Source organism: Azospirillum brasilense (assembly GCF_005222205.1).
GTDB lineage: Bacteria > Pseudomonadota > Alphaproteobacteria > Azospirillales > Azospirillaceae > Azospirillum > Azospirillum brasilense_G.
Genome location: NZ_CP032345.1, coordinates 1,980,487 through 1,996,841, shown reverse-complemented (window position 1 = coordinate 1,996,841; position 16,355 = coordinate 1,980,487). Strand labels below are relative to the sequence as shown.

Annotated in this window: 17 protein-coding genes; 12 read left to right on the top strand and 5 right to left on the bottom strand. The window is 69.5% G+C overall.

The window, feature by feature from the left end:
- The first annotated feature begins 155 nt into the window (after nt 1-155).
- The 3 genes from D3869_RS09650 to D3869_RS09640 all read left to right on the top strand — a co-directional run bounded on the left by D3869_RS09650 (nt 156) and on the right by D3869_RS09640 (nt 3,314).
- On the top strand, nt 156-1,526 hold the full coding sequence (locus D3869_RS09650; protein WP_137139869.1) for a diguanylate cyclase: 1,371 nt from the start codon (nt 156-158) through the stop codon (nt 1,524-1,526).
- A gap of 86 nt (nt 1,527-1,612) precedes the next feature.
- Nucleotides 1,613-2,767, top strand: a complete 1,155-nt coding sequence (gene zapE / locus D3869_RS09645) for a cell division protein ZapE (protein WP_137139868.1) — start codon at nt 1,613-1,615, stop codon at nt 2,765-2,767.
- A gap of 133 nt (nt 2,768-2,900) precedes the next feature.
- Entirely contained in the window at nt 2,901-3,314 is a 414-nt protein-coding gene (locus D3869_RS09640) for a hypothetical protein (RefSeq protein ID WP_137139867.1), read from the top strand.
- A 12-nt stretch (nt 3,315-3,326) separates the two neighbouring features.
- Here D3869_RS09640 and D3869_RS09635 read toward each other — a convergent pair whose 3' ends face one another.
- Together D3869_RS09635 and pdxY are read right to left on the bottom strand one after the other, a co-directional pair.
- A complete protein-coding gene (locus D3869_RS09635) occupies nt 3,327-3,905 on the bottom strand; it encodes a TIGR00730 family Rossman fold protein (RefSeq protein ID WP_137139866.1) in 579 nt (192 codons plus the stop codon).
- A 48-nt stretch (nt 3,906-3,953) separates the two neighbouring features.
- Nucleotides 3,954-4,814: a pyridoxal kinase PdxY gene (pdxY, locus tag D3869_RS09630; RefSeq protein WP_137139865.1), complete on the bottom strand. Its 861-nt coding sequence runs from the start codon at nt 4,812-4,814 to the stop codon at nt 3,954-3,956.
- A 156-nt stretch (nt 4,815-4,970) separates the two neighbouring features.
- Between pdxY and D3869_RS09625 the strand changes: the two genes are divergently transcribed.
- A complete protein-coding gene (locus tag D3869_RS09625) occupies nt 4,971-5,852 on the top strand; it encodes an HpcH/HpaI aldolase/citrate lyase family protein (RefSeq protein ID WP_137139864.1) in 882 nt (293 codons plus the stop codon).
- A 30-nt stretch (nt 5,853-5,882) separates the two neighbouring features.
- Here the strand turns inward: D3869_RS09625 and D3869_RS09620 are convergent, their stop codons facing one another.
- The gene (locus tag D3869_RS09620; protein ID WP_137139863.1) at nt 5,883-6,401 is read right to left on the bottom strand and encodes a hypothetical protein; all 519 of its coding nucleotides are present in this window, start codon (nt 6,399-6,401) and stop codon (nt 5,883-5,885) included.
- A gap of 213 nt (nt 6,402-6,614) precedes the next feature.
- Here D3869_RS09620 and D3869_RS09615 point away from each other — a divergent pair, with 213 nt between their 5' ends.
- The gene (locus tag D3869_RS09615) at nt 6,615-6,935 is read left to right on the top strand and encodes a general stress protein (RefSeq protein ID WP_079285003.1); all 321 of its coding nucleotides are present in this window, start codon (nt 6,615-6,617) and stop codon (nt 6,933-6,935) included.
- A 103-nt stretch (nt 6,936-7,038) separates the two neighbouring features.
- Here D3869_RS09615 and leuB read toward each other — a convergent pair whose 3' ends face one another.
- Together leuB and leuD are read right to left on the bottom strand one after the other, a co-directional pair.
- Nucleotides 7,039-8,154, bottom strand: coding sequence for a 3-isopropylmalate dehydrogenase (leuB, locus tag D3869_RS09610; RefSeq protein ID WP_014241645.1), 1,116 nt, complete (start codon nt 8,152-8,154; stop codon nt 7,039-7,041).
- A gap of 138 nt (nt 8,155-8,292) precedes the next feature.
- Entirely contained in the window at nt 8,293-8,904 is a 612-nt protein-coding gene (gene leuD / locus D3869_RS09605; protein WP_014241647.1) for a 3-isopropylmalate dehydratase small subunit, read from the bottom strand.
- Nucleotides 8,905-9,201: 297 nt separating this feature from the next.
- On the opposite strand from leuD, the gene D3869_RS09600 reads away from it, so the two are divergent.
- The 7 genes from D3869_RS09600 to ftsY all read left to right on the top strand — a co-directional run bounded on the left by D3869_RS09600 (nt 9,202) and on the right by ftsY (nt 16,329).
- Nucleotides 9,202-10,830, top strand: a complete 1,629-nt coding sequence (locus D3869_RS09600; RefSeq protein ID WP_247895607.1) for a hypothetical protein — start codon at nt 9,202-9,204, stop codon at nt 10,828-10,830.
- A gap of 55 nt (nt 10,831-10,885) precedes the next feature.
- Nucleotides 10,886-11,926 carry a glycosyltransferase family 2 protein gene (locus D3869_RS09595; protein ID WP_137139861.1) on the top strand — a complete coding sequence of 347 codons (1,041 nt, stop codon included), beginning with the start codon at nt 10,886-10,888 and terminating at the stop codon, nt 11,924-11,926.
- A gap of 2 nt (nt 11,927-11,928) precedes the next feature.
- Nucleotides 11,929-12,363: a GtrA family protein gene (locus D3869_RS09590; RefSeq protein ID WP_014241650.1), complete on the top strand. Its 435-nt coding sequence runs from the start codon at nt 11,929-11,931 to the stop codon at nt 12,361-12,363.
- A 152-nt stretch (nt 12,364-12,515) separates the two neighbouring features.
- Nucleotides 12,516-12,830: a hypothetical protein gene (locus D3869_RS09585; RefSeq protein ID WP_014241651.1), complete on the top strand. Its 315-nt coding sequence runs from the start codon at nt 12,516-12,518 to the stop codon at nt 12,828-12,830.
- A gap of 75 nt (nt 12,831-12,905) precedes the next feature.
- Nucleotides 12,906-13,742 carry a diaminopimelate epimerase gene (gene dapF, locus D3869_RS09580; RefSeq protein ID WP_137139860.1) on the top strand — a complete coding sequence of 279 codons (837 nt, stop codon included), beginning with the start codon at nt 12,906-12,908 and terminating at the stop codon, nt 13,740-13,742.
- A 30-nt stretch (nt 13,743-13,772) separates the two neighbouring features.
- Nucleotides 13,773-15,032: a tRNA (N(6)-L-threonylcarbamoyladenosine(37)-C(2))-methylthiotransferase MtaB gene (gene mtaB / locus D3869_RS09575; RefSeq protein WP_137139859.1), complete on the top strand. Its 1,260-nt coding sequence runs from the start codon at nt 13,773-13,775 to the stop codon at nt 15,030-15,032.
- A gap of 16 nt (nt 15,033-15,048) precedes the next feature.
- Nucleotides 15,049-16,329: a signal recognition particle-docking protein FtsY gene (gene ftsY, locus D3869_RS09570; RefSeq protein ID WP_137139858.1), complete on the top strand. Its 1,281-nt coding sequence runs from the start codon at nt 15,049-15,051 to the stop codon at nt 16,327-16,329.
- Nucleotides 16,330-16,355 lie beyond the last annotated feature (26 nt).

Genomic DNA, 16,355 nt, shown 5'->3' with positions numbered 1-16,355 from the left:
CACCGCCAATCTCACGCGAAAACCATAATGGAAGTTTAACCTTAATGCATCAATGAACCCGACCAGCCGCACGAGCGATTGTCGCTTTGCCTGACGGTCTCCGGGCGTTAAGAATTCACAGGGGTCGGGGGCGGTTGCGCAAAGGAACAGGGACGATGGACAGCCAGAAAGACCGCAAGGCCGCGATCCTCGCCGCCACGCTGTCGTCGCTGTGGGCGGACACCGAACCCGCCGTGCGCGAGCGCGTGACGGCCATCGCGCTCGCCGAGGCCGAGGCGATCTCGGGCGTCTTCTACGCGATCCTGCTCGAGCGCCCGGACAGCAACACCTTCCTCAGCCACACCCTGGTCCAGGAACGGCTGCGCCCGTCGCTGGCGCGCTGGATCACGGCGCTCTTCACCGCCTCCACCGACGAGGCCATCGCGACGGTGCTGGAGCAGAATTACCAAGTCGGGCTGATCCACGCCCGCATCAACATCCCGCTGACCCTGGTCAACGCCGGGATGCGGATCGTCAAGAAGGAGCTGTCCGCCCGGCTGCTGGCCGCCGACCTCAGCCGCGCCCAGACCGCGTCCGCCATCCTGTTCGTCGGCGAGTTGCTGGACACCGTGCTGGACAACATGCACGAGGCCTATCTGGGCGACCTGCTGGGCAACGTCCGCCACCAGCAGTCGCTGAAGATGTTCATGAGCGGCCCCAATCTTGCGCTGGAGGGCGAGCGGCTGAAATCGTCGCTGTTCGATTGGCTGCGCAACACGGTGGTGTCCTTCTACGCGCATGAGGACCGCAACCACGCAAGCCCGCCGCCCATCGAATCCTCCGATTTCGGCCTGTGGCTGAACCACAAGGCGGAGCTGACCTTCGGCCGCGTCACCGAGCTGGACCTCATCCGCAACCGCACCACCCGCATCAGCGCCAAGGTGACCGCGGCGGTGGAGGGCGGCTGGATCACACCCGCCTTCGTGAAGGAGCTGAACAACGACGTCACGGAGATCGCCTACGTCCTCGGCACCATCATCGAGAAGGCGATGGAGATCGAAAGCGGGCGCGACCCGCTGACCCGCCTGCTGACGCGGCGCTTCATGCCGGCGATCTTCCAGCGCGAGGTCGCCATCAGCCTGCGTCACGGCAAGCCCTTCGCCGTGCTGCTGATGGACGCCGACCATTTCAAGACGATCAACGACACGCTGGGCCACCAGGCGGGCGACTCCGTCCTGTCGGACATGGCCGAACTGCTGCACACCCACGTCCGGGCCGGCGATTTCGTCTTCCGCTACGGCGGGGAGGAGTTCCTCATCCTGCTGACCGAGATGGACGAGGCGTCGCTGCGCGTGAAGGCCGACCAACTGCGCCGAACGGTCGAGGAGCACCGTTTTCACGGCGCCGGGAACGGGCTGCGGGTCACCGCTTCGATCGGGGCGGCCCTGCACGAGGGGCACCCGGATTACGAACACACCGTCCGCCGGGCCGACGCCGCGCTCTACGAGGCCAAGCGCCAGGGCCGCAACCGCGTGGTGATCGCCTGAGCGCATCTGCATCCCGGCATCGGGCGTTGCCCCGCGGGGACGCATCGGCTACGTAAGACCTTTCCCTGCCGAGACCCGCGAATTCCATGTCTGACGGACCGCTTTCGCTCTACCGGGCCCGCCGCGGCACCGGGACGCTGCGCCCCGACCCCGACCAGGAGCTGGCCGCCGAGAAGCTCCAGAGCCTCTACAAGGCGTTGAAGGGCTACAGCCCGCAGCCGGCCGGGAAGGCCGGCGGGGCGAAGGCCGGCTGGCTGGAGCGGTTCGGGCTGGGCCGTCCGCGCTCCGAACCGGCGGAGGCGCCGCAGGGCCTCTACATGTACGGCGGCGTCGGGCGCGGCAAGTCGATGCTGATGGACCTGTTCTTCGACACCGCCCCGGTGGAGAAGAAGCGCCGCGTCCATTTCCACGAATTCATGCTGGAGGTGCACGAGCGCATCCACCAGCACCGCCAGTCGGGCAAGAGCAAGGGCAAGGACGCCGACGACGCTCTGCCCGAGCTGGCCCGCGCGCTGGCCGACGAGGCGTGGCTGCTCTGCTTCGACGAGTTCCACGTCACCAACGTCGTGGACGCGATGATCCTGGGCCGGCTGTTCACCAGCCTGTTCGACCTGGGCGTGGTGGTGGTCGCGACCTCCAACTGGCCGCCGGACATGCTCTACAAGGACGGGCTGCAGCGCGAGCTGTTCCTGCCCTTCATCGCCCTGCTCAAGGAAAAGCTCGACGTTCTGGCGCTGGAAGGGCCGACCGACTACCGGCTGGACCGGCTCCAGGGCAAGCCCGTCTATTTCTGGCCGCTCGGCCCGGAAAGCGACGCCAGGATCCGCCAGACCTTCGAGACGCTGACCGACGGCGCCCGGGGCGAACCGACCCATCTGTCGGTCCAGGGCCGGAAGGTGGACATCGCCTGCGCCGCCAAATGCGTCGCGCTGGTGGATTTCTGGAGCCTGTGCGGCAAGCCGCTGGGTGCGGCCGACTACATCGCCATCGCGACGCACTTCCACACCGTGCTGATCCACGGCGTGCCGACGATGAAGGACGAGCTGCGCAACGAGGCCAAGCGCTTCATGACGCTGATCGACGCGCTCTACGAGCACAAGGTCAACCTCGTGGTCGCCGCCGAAGGCCCGCCGGAACGGCTGTACCCCGAGGGCACCCACGCCTTCGAATTCGAACGCACGGTCAGCCGCCTGATGGAGATGCAGTCCGAGGACTACCTGCGCCAGCAGCACCTGACCTGAGGGGCCGGATCGCCGCGCCCCCGCCCGTGTTACCACGGCGATGCCGTCCTACTCCCGTTTCGCGCCGCAGATAAAGGGGCGCCCGACGTTGTATTGCTGAACGTCGGTCCAACGGTGAGGGAGAGGGCGAAGCATGCCTTGGCGGTCCCAGTGCGGTGCACTGACGCTGGCGCTTTTTCTGACGGCACCGATCCAGCCCGCTCCCGCCGCCGGGGCGGGCAGCGTCGACTGCTGGCTGCTCGACGGGGACGCGCTGACCCAGGCGCGCGACAGCGGCTGGTGCAAGGACGCCTTTTCCCGGAATTCGCAGACCGGGGCGGCGCCCGCCGTCACGGTCACCGCGGCACCCCTGCCCGCCCGCAAGCCCGACCCGCCCCCGAAGAAGCGGGTCGTCACCGTCCAGCGCAAGGCGAAAGCGCAACCCGATTCCCAGGCCGCGGCGATCGTCCGCCCCGCCGGCCGCGGCAACGCGGTCGCCGAGGTGGACTTCGGCACCCAGTTCAAGCGCGACTGGAACGCCCTGATGAAGAAGCTCTTCGAGCCCTGAAGACCTGCCGGGTCAGGTGCGGGCCTCGTCCAGCCACTTCCGCACCGCCGGCGGCTCGTAGGCGGCGAAGGCGTCCAGGATGCCCGGCGCGGTGTCGCGGACGATCAGCATGTCGCGGTGCTTGGGCTGCATGAAGCGTTCCCCCGCCACATGGTCGAGGAAACCGGCCAAGCCATCGTAGAAGCCGGAAGCGTTGAGCAGGCCGCAGGGCTTGTCGTGGCGGCCGAGCTGCGCCCAGGTCCACACCTCGAACAGCTCCTCCAGCGTGCCGATGCCGCCGGGCAGCGCGATGAAGCCGTCCGACAGCTCGGCCATCAGGGCCTTGCGCTCATGCATGGTGGAGACGACCCGCAGCTCCTGCAGGCCCTGGTGGCCGACCTCCTTGTCCATCAGGAATTGCGGGATGATGCCGGTGACCGTGCCGCCCGCCGCCAGGACCGAGTCGGCGATCCGACCCATCAGGCCGGTCCGCCCGCCGCCGTAGACGAGGCCGATGCCACGTTCCGCCATGTGGCGGCCAAGCTGCTCCGCGGCCTCGCCATAGGCCGGGTTGGTGCCGGGGTTGGACCCGGCATAGACGCAAATCCGCATGTCGTTCCTCTGTGCGCGCCGTCTCTTGGGCGCGTGGTCGTAAGGGGCTTACCGGACGCGGGTGACCGTGAAGCGCTGGCTGGGGTTCACGAACTCGTCCTGCGCCGCGATCAGTTGCAGCTCCCGCGTGCCCATCCGGCGGGTGGTCTGGAAGATGGCGTAGATGGCCGCCGCCGCCTGCTCCAGCGCTTCGGCCGGGTCGAAGGCCTTCAGGTAATGGGCCAGGAACAGCGCGGCCACCGCATCGCCCGACCCGTTGGGCGGCGGGTCCAGCGGCAGTCGCGGGGTCGAGACCAGCCACGCGCCGTCGCGGTCGTCGGCCAGCATCTCGATGTGGCCGGGGTCGGCGTCCTTGCGGGTCAGGCTGGTCACCAGGACCAGCCGCGGGCCGCGCTCCCGCAGGGCGGCGGTGGCGGCCAGCGCGTCGTCCAGCGTTTCCACCGTCCGGCCGGTCAGATACTCCAGCTCGAACTGGTTGGGGGTCATCAGGTCGGCGGCGGGGACGGCATGGTCGCGGATGAACTCCGGCAGGCCGGGGCGCACGAAGAAGCCGCGCCCGACGTCGCCCATCACCGGGTCGCAGGCGTAGACGGCGCGCGGGTTGGCGGCCTTCAGCCGGGCCGCCGTCTCGACGATCACCTGTCCCAGCCCGACGTCGCCCATGTAGCCGGAGAGCAGAGCGTCGCAGGTGGGCAGGACGCCGCGCGCGGCGATTCCGTCCATCAGGTCGGCCACATGCTCCGCCGTGAAGACCTGGCCGGTCCATTCGCCGTAGCCGGTGTGGTTGGAGAACTGCACCGTGTTCACCGCGATGGCGTCGCAGCCCAGCCGTTGCAGCGGGAACACCGCGGCCCGGTTGCCGACATAGCCGTACGCGACGTGGGACTGGATCGAAATGACGGTCTTCATGGGCGGACGATCCGAAAGGTTGGGGGCGCATCCTAAACCGTCCGCGCCACACGCTGGGGATGTTTCCATGCAGACCAGCCCTACGCACCGCATGGACAGCCCGCGCTCCGGCGGCTAATCCTGCGGCAACGACACAAGACCGCTTGAGGGAATGCCATGGCCGCCACCGCCCGCCCGCGCCGCAGCGTGCTCTACATGCCCGGCTCCAACGCCCGCGCCCTGGAGAAGGGCCGCAGCCTGCCCGCCGACGGGCTGATCCTCGACCTGGAGGACGCCGTCGCCCCCGACGCCAAGGCGGAGGCCCGCGCCACCATCAAGGCGTCCATCGCCGCGAGCGGCTATGGCGGGCGGGAGCTGGTGGTCCGCACCAACGGGCTGAACACCCCCTGGGGCTACGACGACCTCGTGATGGCGGCCTCCAGCGGCGCCGACGCGGTGCTGCTGCCGAAGGTGGAGAGCCCCGACATGGTCCGCCAGGCCGAGGCGGTGCTGCGCGCCAACGGCTCGCCGGAGGGGCAAACCATCTGGTGCATGATGGAGACGCCGCTCGGCATGCTCAACGCCAAGGAGATCGCCGGGGCCAGCCCGAAGCTGGGCGGGCTGGTGATGGGCACCTCCGACCTCGCCAAGGACCTGCACGCGGCGCACACGCGCGACCGTCTGCCGATGCTGACCAGCCTGGGCCTCTGCCTGCTGGCGGCGCGGGCCTACGGCCTCGCCATCCTCGACGGGGTGCATCTCGACCTGAACGACGAGGCGGGCTTCGCCGACTCCTGCGTCCAGGGGCGGGAGCTTGGCTTCGACGGCAAGACGCTGATCCACCCCAAGACCATCGCCGCCTGCAACGCCGCCTTCGCGCCGAGCGAGGACGAGGTCGCTCACGCCCACCGCATCATCCAGGCCCACGCCGAGGCGGTCGCCCAGGGCAAGGGGGTGGTGCTGGTGGAAGGGCGGCTGGTGGAGAACCTGCACGTCGAGAACGCCCGGCGCCTCGTCGCCATGGCCGAGGCGATCCGGGCGCTGGAGGCGGCGGGCTGACGCCCACCGCCCCTCTCATGGACAGGGCGCTCAGGAATCCCGGCGCGCCTGGGCGTCCTTCACGAACTGCGACACCCGCCCGATCTCGCGCGGATCGGTTTCGACAGTCCGGCGCCCGCTGGGGATCGGGCGCATGCCCTTGCGGGGGGTGCGCCCGGGGGTCGGGTGCTGGGGCTCCGCCTCCTTCCTGCGCTTCAGGGCGTCCTGAAGGTTGGCCTGGATGATCTCCCGCCGCCGCTCGGCGCGGAACCGCTCCAGCCGCCCGTTTACCCGCTTCAGCGCCCGCGCGTAGACCTGCTTCTTGGCGGACAGACCGCGCTCGCTGGCGTCGGCCGATTGCTGGCCGGTGCCGCTGGCCTTGCCCCGCCGTCCGCGGCGGCGCGCCGCGATGATGTCGCGCGCCCGGTCGCGCTCCCCGCGCAGCCAGCGGGCGAGCGTCAGGGTCTCATCGGGCGGCAGGCCCTCCAGCTCCGGGTAATGGCTGCGGCGGACCTGCTCGAATTCCTTCTCGGACAACAGCCGTCGTTCGGCCGTGAGTTCGACTCCCATCGTAGACCCTCTCTGTTTATGGCTCTCTGCTTCGTGGTCCCGCTTCGGCTTACCCCCGTCCGGTCAACCATTCGGGATGCGATGCGTTCCCGGATGCTGTCCGATGGATCCCGCTGCCACTTACGGGTGCCGAAAGAATCGGAATCACGACCTCCCCGGAACCAAGTCGCCCCCCATCGGTTTTCCGACATGTGGCAGAGGTGGAGGTTGAAGATGGCCTCGAAAGACAACGGCCAAGACGAAGTCCAATCCGGGAGCGGTCGCACATCGAACCGCGGCTTCGCATCGATGGACCGTGACCGGCAACGCCAGATCGCCAGCAAGGGCGGGGAAAGCGTGCCAGCCGACAAGCGCAGCTTCTCCAAGAACCCGGAACTCGCCGCGGAGGCGGGGCGGAAGGGGGGCCGGAGCGTACCGGCGTCCTCCCGCAGCTTCTCCAAGAACCCATCCCTGGCCGCCGAAGCGGGGCGGAAGGGCGGGCAGGCGAGCCATGGCGGACGCGGGGCCGCCCTGCGTCCGGGCGAAGGCGACTGACGGCACCAACGAGAAAAGCCCCTCTCCGGAACCGGAGAGGGGCTTTCTTTTCATCGTCCGCTGGTCGGCGTCCTCCAGCCTGCCGGGCCGGAGGCGCAACCGGTCAGGAGGCCAGCTTGTCCAGCTCGCGCAGGATCGAGTCGCCCATGACGGTCGTGGAGCAGCGGGCCATGCCCGGCGCCATGATGTCCGCCGTGCGCATGCCGCCCGACAGCACGTTCTGCACGGCCTTCTCCAGCATCTTCGCCTCCTCGTCCATGTTGAACGAGTAGCGCAGGCACATCGCGAAGGACAGCAGCGTCGCGCAGGGGTTGGCGAGGTCGCGGCCGGCGATGTCCGGAGCGGAGCCGTGCACCGGCTCGTAGAGCGCCTTGCGCTGGCCGTTGGCGTCCGGGGCGCCGAGCGAGGCCGACGGCAGCATGCCGAGCGAGCCGGTCATCATCGCCGCCTCGTCCGACAGGATGTCGCCGAACAGGTTGTCGGTGACGATCACGTCGAACTGCTTCGGGTTCTTCAGCAGCTGCATGGCGCCGTTGTCGGCGTACATGTGCTCCAGCGTGACGTCGGAGAACTCCTCCTGATGGAGCTTCGTGACTTCCTGGCGCCACAGGAGGCCCGATTCCATCACGTTGGCCTTCTCCATCGAGTGGAGCTTGTTGCCGCGCTTGCGCGCCAGCTCGAAGGCGACGCGGGCGACGCGGCGGATCTCGCTGGTCGTGTAGACCTGGGTGTTGACGCCGCGGCGCTCGCCGTTGCCGATGTCGGTGATGCCGCGCGGCTCACCGAAATAGACGCCGCCGGTCAGCTCGCGGACGATCAGGATGTCCAGGCCCTTGATGACGTCGGCCTTCAGGGTCGAAGCGTCGACCAGGGCGTCGAACACCACCGCCGGGCGCAGGTTGGCGAACAGGTTCAGTTCCTTGCGGAGCGACAGCAGGCCGGCTTCCGGACGCTTGGTGTAGTCGGTGGGGTTGTCCCACTTCGGGCCGCCGACGGCGCCCAGCATCACCGCGTCCGCCGCCAGGGCGTCGGCCAGCGTCTCGTCCTTCAGGGGAACGCCGTAGGCATCGATCGCCGCACCGCCGACCAGCCCCTCGGTGACGTCGAAGGTGACGTTGCGCTTGCGGTCGAGCCAGTCGATGACCCGGCGCACCTGGCGCATGACCTCCGGACCGATCCCGTCGCCGGGCAAAAACAGAAGCTTCTTGTTGGCGGGCATGGCGCACGCACTCCCCATTGGAGACTTTATCAGTGTTGTCTAATCCGCGGACCGACAGGCCGGAAGGTGGGTCCACCCCCGCCGGTCCGCAAGGCCGTCATGGCCTGATGCCATTGGGCCGGTATCGGTTGGCTTGGTTCAGCCCCAGAGCCAGGGCTGGCCGCCGCGCTGCTTGCCTTCATACTGGTCGATGAAGGCGGCCTGCTGCATGGTCAGGCCGATGTCGTCCAGCCCGTTCAGCAGGCAATGCTTGCGGAAGGGATCGACCTCGAAGCTGATCTTGCCGCCGTCCGGACCGGTGATCTCCTGTTTCTCCAGATCCACCGAGACGATGGCGTTCGACCCGCGCGACGCGTCGTCGAGCAGCAGGTCCACCTGTTCCTTCGGCAGCTTGATCGGCAGGATGCCGTTCTTGAAGCAGTTGTTGAAGAAGATGTCCGCGAAGCTCGGCGCGATGATGCAGCGGATGCCGAAATCGGCCAGCGCCCACGGCGCATGCTCACGCGAGGAGCCGCAGCCGAAATTGTCGCCCGACACGAGGATCTTGGCGCTGCGGTAGGCCGGCTTGTTGAGGACGAATTCCGCGACCTCGGCGCCGTCGGGGGTGTAGCGCATCTCGTCGAAAAGATGCTTGCCCAGCCCGGTCCGCTTGATGGTCTTCAGGAATTGCTTGGGAATGATCATGTCGGTGTCGACGTTGATCATCGGCAGCGGCGCCGCAACACCGGTGAGAACCGTAAACTTTTCCATCGCCAGAATCCTGTCGCGCAAAAGAGGCGCAAGCGTGTGCATGCGGAGTTCGGTGAATAGCAGACCCGTCCCGCCATTGCCAGAGGAAGCTTGCCGCAAACGGCGCCCGCGGCGCGCGATTCCGCATCCCGGAACACAGCCGGACGCAACGAAATTGCTCCCGAATTCCCTCCACCAGGTCCGCCGTCACGTCCGCCGCCGTGCCTTCCGCCAGGGCCGGCCCGGCATCCGGTCCTTGCTGTGGGGCGTCCCCTCGCCTACCAAGGGGCCGACGCTTCCCTGGGTTCCGCGACCTCCATGACCTTGCTCCCCACCGCCCGCCGCCCGCGCACCGCGGCGCTCGCCTTTCTGCTGCTCGCCCCGCCGCTCTACGGCCTGCTCGGGCTGGCGCTCGGCATGGACGCCAACTGGGATCTGCGGAACTACCATTGGTACAACGCCTACGCCTTGCTGACCGGACGGCTGGGCATGGACATGCTGCCGGCGCAGATGCCCAGCTTCTACAACCCCCTGCTGGATGTGCCCTTCTACCTGCTCGCCAGCCATCTGCCGGCGCGCGCGGCGGGATTCGTCTGGGGGACGCTGCACGGGCTGAACCTGGCGCTGGCCTTCCTGCTGGCCCACGCCACGCTGCGCGTCGGCGGTGCGGGACGCCGGGTGGCCCTGGCCGCCCTGCTGGCGGTGATGGCCGGCTTCGGGGGCGGCACGCTGGGGCTGCTCGGCACCACCTTCCACGACAACATGGTCAGCCTGGGCGTGCTCGGCGCGCTGGTCGTGGTGGCGGGGTCGCTGCCGCGGCTGATCGACGGGCCGGTGCCGGGCGCCCTTGTGCGGGCGGCCGCGGCGGGGCTGCTGGCCGGGGCGGCGATGGGGATGAAGAACCCCACGGTGATCTACGCGGTCGGGCTCTGCCTCGCCTTCCTGGCGCTGCCGGCGCGGCCCTGGCGGCGGCTGTGGCTGGCTTTCCTCTTCGGTGTCGGGGTGCTCGGCGGGCTGGCGCTGTGCGGCGGCTTCTGGATGGCCCATCTGTGGGTGGAGTACGGGAACCCGGTCTTCCCGCACATGAACCAGATCTTCAAGTCGCCCTTCGCCGCGCTGTCCGGCTACGTCAACGTCGGCTTCTTCCCGGACTCGCGGCTGGAGCGCCTGCTCTTCCCGCTGGTCTTCCCCTTCGCGCCGCTGAAGGTCGGCGAGGTCGCCTTCTTCGACCTGCGCGTCCTGGTGCTGTTCCTCCTCGTTCCCGCCGCCGCGGCGCTGGCGCTGCTCGGACGCGTCTTCCGCCGGCCCTCCGCGGGGCTGACCGACACCGCCGCCAGCCGCTACCTGCTGACCGCCATGGCGGTGACCTACGCGCTGTGGGTGGGGATGTTCTGCATCTACCGCTATCTGGTGCCGCTGGAGATGCTGGCCCCGCTGGCCATCGTCATGGCGGCGGGCCTGCTGCCGGTGCCGCGCCGGGCGGCGCTCGCCCTGGCGGCGGCGCTCCTGCTGCTGGTCCAGGCCACCGCCCGGCCCGCCGACTGGGGCCGCGTGCCGTGGGGCGAACGCTGGGTCGAGGCCGCCGTGCCGCCCATCGAGGACCCGGACGGCACGATGGTGCTGATGGCCGGCTACTGGGCGATCTCCCACGTCATCCCGGCCTTCCCGCCGCGCATCCCCTTCGTGCGCATCCAGTCCAACTTCCTCCAGCCGGATTCGGTCGGCAACGGCTACCTCGCCCTGATGCAGGACAAGGTGGGGGCGCACCGCGGGCGCTTCCTGATGCTCAGCACCATCCCCGACACGCCCGGCGCGGCGAAGGCCGCCGCCCTGCTGGGGCTGCGGGTGGCGCAGGACAACTGCCGCGTCATTCCCAACAACCTGGGCGAGCCGCTGAACCTCTGCGCCGTGCAACGAATGGCGGACCTTGAAAGGTCAGTGGATTAAATCAGGCGATTGTGCTGTTTAACCTTACACAGGCACCGTTTCGAAGCGCATCGCCATGACCGTCTCCATCATCGACCGACCGGCCGACCGTCAATCCGACCGGGCCGCGGCGTCCGCAGCCCCGACCCGGGAAGCGGACCCGGATATGGCCCCCGTGGTGGCGGTGCTGATCCCCTGCTACAACGAGGAGGCGGCCATCGCCGCCGTCGTGCGCGACTTCCAGGCGGCGCTGCCCGACGCGACGGTCTATGTCTACGACAACAACTCGTCCGACCGCACGGTGGAGGTGGCGAAGGCCGCCGGCGCCGTGGTGCGGCACGAGCCGCTGCAGGGCAAGGGCAACGTCATGCGCCGGATGTTCTCCGACATCGAGGCGGACGTCTATGTGCTGGTGGACGGCGACGACACCTACCACGCGCCCTCCGCGCCGCTGATGGTCAAGCGGCTGTGGGAGGACCAGCTCGACATGGTCAACGGCGCCCGCGTGACCGAGATCGTCAAGGCCTACCGGCCCGGCCACCGCTTCGGCAACAAGCTGCTGACCGGCATGGTCGCGCTGATCTTCGGCAACCGCATCCAGGACATGCTGTCCGGCTACCGCGTCTTCTCGCGGCGCTTCATCAAGTCCTTCCCGGCGCTGGCCAGCGGCTTCGAGACGGAGACGGAGCTGACCGTCCACGCGCTGGAGCTGAACATGCCCATCGCCGAGATCAAGGCGCCCTACAAGGACCGCCCGCCGGGTTCGCACAGCAAGCTGAACACCATCCGCGACGGCGTCCGCATCCTGCGCACCATCGTCAATCTGGTGAAGGAGGAGCGCCCCCTGCCCTTCTTCTTCGCCATCTTCGCGGCGCTCGCCGCGGCGTCGGTGATCCTCGCCTGGCCGGTGGTGGCGACCTACCTGCAGACCGGGCTGGTGCCGCGCCTGCCCACCGCCGTGCTGTCCACCGGGCTGATGCTGCTGGGCTTCCTCAGCCTGACCTGCGGGCTGATCCTCGACACGGTCACGCTGGGCCGCCGCGAGGCCAAGCGCATGCGCTACCTGTCCATCCCCGCGCCGGGCGTCCATCCGGTCCGCAAGGCCGCCGGGTCCTGACCATGGGCGATCTCCTCGGCACCCTGTCCGACAGCCGGCTCGGCCGGCTGGCCGTGCAGTTCGGCAAGTTCGGCCTCGTCGGCGTGGTCGGTCTGGTGGTGGACACGGCGGTGGTCTACGCGCTGGTGTTCGGCGCCGGGCTGGAATTCTTCGCCGCCCGCATCCCCGCCTATCTGGCCGCCGCCACCACGACCTTCGCGCTGAACCGCGCCTTCACCTTCCGCGGGGCGGCCGACGCGCCGCTGTACCGGCAATGGGCGACCTTCCTGGCCGCCAACGCCTTCGGCGGGGCGGTGAATTACGGCGTCTCGGTCGGGCTGGAAGCCGCCCTGCCCATCGCCGAGGCCCACCCGGTGCTGGCCGTCGCGGCCGGTTCGCTGTCCGGCATGGCGCTGAACTTCGCCGCCTCCAAGCATCTGGTCTTCAAAGGCGCCTGACCTTCGGACTGCCAAGGGCAACCTCCCCTTCCGGATATCTCCCGAAGCCTCATTGTGCGCCGCCGCAGACACCCGAAGTCCATGGAATGGGGCGCATCCGACAGGACTGGCCCCGACACCGACCTGCCTTGGCAAAGAGCCGGGAGGGAGCCATGAACAACAGCGACGTGCTGTGGGCCTGGGTGGCTGGAGTCACCGTGTCCGTAGCCCTGCTGGTCGGGCTGTCCCGCACGGGCGGACCGCCGACCCATGCTGTGGAGGGGCATTTCACGTTGCCCGACATGGCGATGGGCGCCGCGGGTTGGGATTACGAGGCGTGGGAGCGCACCGGCGGAACGCCGCCGCGGCCCGAGTCGGAGGACACCCTCGCCCGGATGCTCGACCTGCTGGAAGGCATCCCCCCGGCGTCGGGCGCCACCCTGCCCGACGGGGACACGGCCGACACCGGCGGAGCCGAAACCCAGTGACTCCGTGAACTGTTTGCCGCGACCACCCCGTGCAGCCATGGACTCCGCAGGCCCGGTCGCCATATAACGGCGGTCATGACGCGCGAATTCCTGAAGATGCACGGGCTCGGCAACGACTTTGTCGTGATCGACGCCCGCAAAACGCCGTACTCGCCGGCCGAGGCCGAGGTGCGTGCCATCGCCGACCGCAAGACCGGGGTGGGCTGCGACCAGTTCATCGTGATCGAGCCGGCGAAAACGGACGGCACGGCGGGCTTCATGCGCATCCGCAACGCCGACGGCGGCGAGGTGTCGGCCTGCGGCAACGCCTCGCGCTGCGTCGGCTGGCTGCTGATGGAGGAGGCGGGGGCGGAGCGCGTCGCCTTCGAGACCAACGCCGGCATCCTGCAGGCCAGCCGCGCCGACAACGGGCGCATCACCGTGGACATGGGTCAGGCCAATCTGGACTGGACGCAGATCCCGCTGGCGGAACCGGCGGACACGCTGTGCCTCGACGCGGTGTCGCACGGCGGCTTCGCCGGTCCCACCGCGGTCAGCATGGGCAACCCGCACGCCGTCTTCTTCGTGGACGACGCCGAGGCGGTGCCGCTGGCCGAGGTCGGCCCGGTGTTCGAGAATCACCCGGCCTTCCCCGAGCGCACCAACGTCGAGTTCGTCCAGGTGCTGTCCCCCGGCAGCGTCCGCATGCGCGTGTGGGAGCGCGGGGCCGGCATCACCCAGGCCTGCGGGACCGGCGCCTGCGCCACCGCGGTCGCCGCGATCCGCCGCGGGCTGACCAACCGCAAGGTCGACGTGATCCTGGACGGCGGCACCCTGACCATCGAATGGCGTGAGGACGGCCGCGTCCTGATGACCGGCCCGGTCGCCCTGAGCTACAGCGGGCGGCTGTCTGCGGAGTTGGCGGCCGCCTGAACGAATGGCCGCCCGTTAGGCTGAAAGAGCATGAGCGACACTGTGACCAACGAGCCGGAGATCGTCACCTTCGGCTGCCGCCTGAACACCTATGAATCCGAGGTGATGCGCACCCACGCCCGCAACGCCGGGCTGGGGGACGTCGTCATCGTCAACACCTGCGCGGTGACCTCGGAGGCGGAACGGCAGGCCCGCCAGACCATCCGCAAGCTGCGCCGCGAGCGCCCGAACGCCCGCATCGTGGTGACCGGCTGCGCCGCCCAGATCGACCCGCAGCGCTACGGCGCCATGCCGGAGGTCGATCAGGTCCTGGGCAACCAGGAGAAGCTGCAGCCGGAAAGCTGGGGTCTGGCCCCGGCGGAGAAGGTGCTGGTCAACGACATCATGTCGGTCAAGGAGACCGCGGGCCACCTGATCGGCGGATTCGAGGACCGGGCGCGCGCCTTCGTCCAGGTCCAGCAGGGCTGCGACCACCGCTGCACCTTCTGCATCATTCCCTACGGCCGCGGCCCGTCGCGCTCCGTTCCCATCGGGGCGGTGGTGGAGCAGGTGCAGGCGCTGGTGAAGGCCGGCTACAACGAGGTCGTGCTGTCCGGCGTGGACATCACCAGCTTCGGCCCCGATTTGCCGGGCACGCCGACGCTGGGGCAGATGGTGCGCCGCCTGCTTGCGCTGGTGCCGGAGTTGCCGCGGCTGCGCCTGTCCTCGCTCGACTGCATCGAGATCGACGACGACCTGTGGCGCCTGATCGAGACCGAGCCGCGGCTGATGCCGCACCTCCACCTGTCGCTCCAGGCCGGCGACGACATGATCCTGAAGCGCATGAAGCGCCGGCACAGCCGCGCCGACGCCATCGCCTTCTGCGAGCGCGTGCGCTCCCTCCGTCCCGACATGGTGTTCGGCGCCGACTTCATCGCCGGCTTCCCGACCGAGACCGACGAGATGTTCGAGAACACGATGCGGCTGGTCGAGGAGTGCGGCCTGACCTGGCTGCACGTCTTCCCCTACAGCCCGCGCCCCGGCACCCCGGCCGCCCGCATGCCGCAGGTCGACGGCGGCCTCCGCAAGGAGCGCGCGGCCCGTCTGCGCGCGCGCGGCGCCGAGGCCGAGGCCCGCACGCTGGCCTCGCTGGTCGGGCGCGAGGTGTCGGTGCTGGTCGAGAAGGACGACCTCGGCCGCACCCAGCATTTCGCCGAAATCCGCCTGGGCACGCCCCGGCCCCCCGGCTCCGTCCTGCGCGCCACGGTCACCGGCGTGGCCGGCGGCGCGCTGACCGGCACCCCCCTTTGAAAACAGTGGACACGCCATGATCCTGCGTTGGTTCGGCCGCAAGAAGCCCGAAGAGCAAGCCCGCAAGGACGAAACGACCGCCCCGCTTCCGGAAGCGGTCCCCGCCGAGCCGGCGCCAGCGGAGCCGGTCGCCGAAGAGCCGGTCGCCAAAGAGCCGGTCCAGGAGCCGCCTGTTCCGGAACCGGTCGCCGAGGAGCCGCCGGCCCCGGAGCCCGAGCCGGTGCCGGAACCCGAACTCCCGCTGCCGCCCGCGGTCGAGACCCCGCCCCCGCCGCCCATCGCTCCGCCGTCCGGGCCGGAGGAGCGCGAGGACACGCCGGAGATCGTCCGCGACGACCTCCCCGTGGCCCTGACGGCCGAGGAGGAGAAGCCCAAGAAGGGCTGGTTCGCCCGGCTGAAGGACGGCCTGTCCAAGTCCTCGTCCAAGCTGACCGAGGGCATCTCCGGCATCTTCACCAAGCGCAAGCTCGACGACGAGGCGCTGGAGGAGCTGGAGGAGCTGCTCATCACCGCCGACCTTGGCCCGACCACGGCGGCCAAGGTGACGGCGGAGCTGGCCCGCACCCGCTTCGGCAAGGAGGTCAGCCCGGAGGAGGTCAAGGCCACGCTGGCCGCCGAGGTGGCGAAGATCGTCGGCCCGGTCGCCAAGCCGCTGGTCATCGACGCCGCGCTGAAGCCCCACGTCATCCTGGTGGTCGGCGTCAACGGGACCGGCAAGACGACGACCATCGGCAAGCTGGCCCGCCAGTTCCGCGCCGAGGGCAAGACGGTCATGCTGGCCGCCGGCGACACCTTCCGCGCCGCCGCGGTCAGCCAGTTGAAGATCTGGGGCGAGCGCACCGGCTGCCCGGTGATCGCCCGCGACACCGGGGCCGACGCCGCCGGCCTCGCCTTCGACGCGCTGGAGGAGGCGCGGCGCCAGGGCGTGGACATCCTGCTGATCGACACCGCCGGCCGCCTGCAGAACAAGGCCGGCCTGATGGAGGAGCTGCGCAAGATCGTCCGCGTCATCAAGAAGGTGGACGAGAGCGCCCCGCACACCACCCTGCTGACGCTGGACGCCACCACCGGCCAGAACGCGCACAATCAGGTGGAGGTGTTCCGCGACATGGTGAACGTCTCCGGCCTGATCCTGACCAAGCTGGACGGGTCGGCGCGCGGCGGCGTCCTGGTCTCGCTGGCCGAGCGGTTCAAGCTGCCGGTGCACGCCATCGGCATCGGCGAGGGCGTCTACGACCTGCGCCCGTTCGACGCCGACCAGTTCGCCAAGTCGCTGATGGGGCTGCCGTCCCAGTAACGGCGCCCAACCGTGGGCGGGGCGAG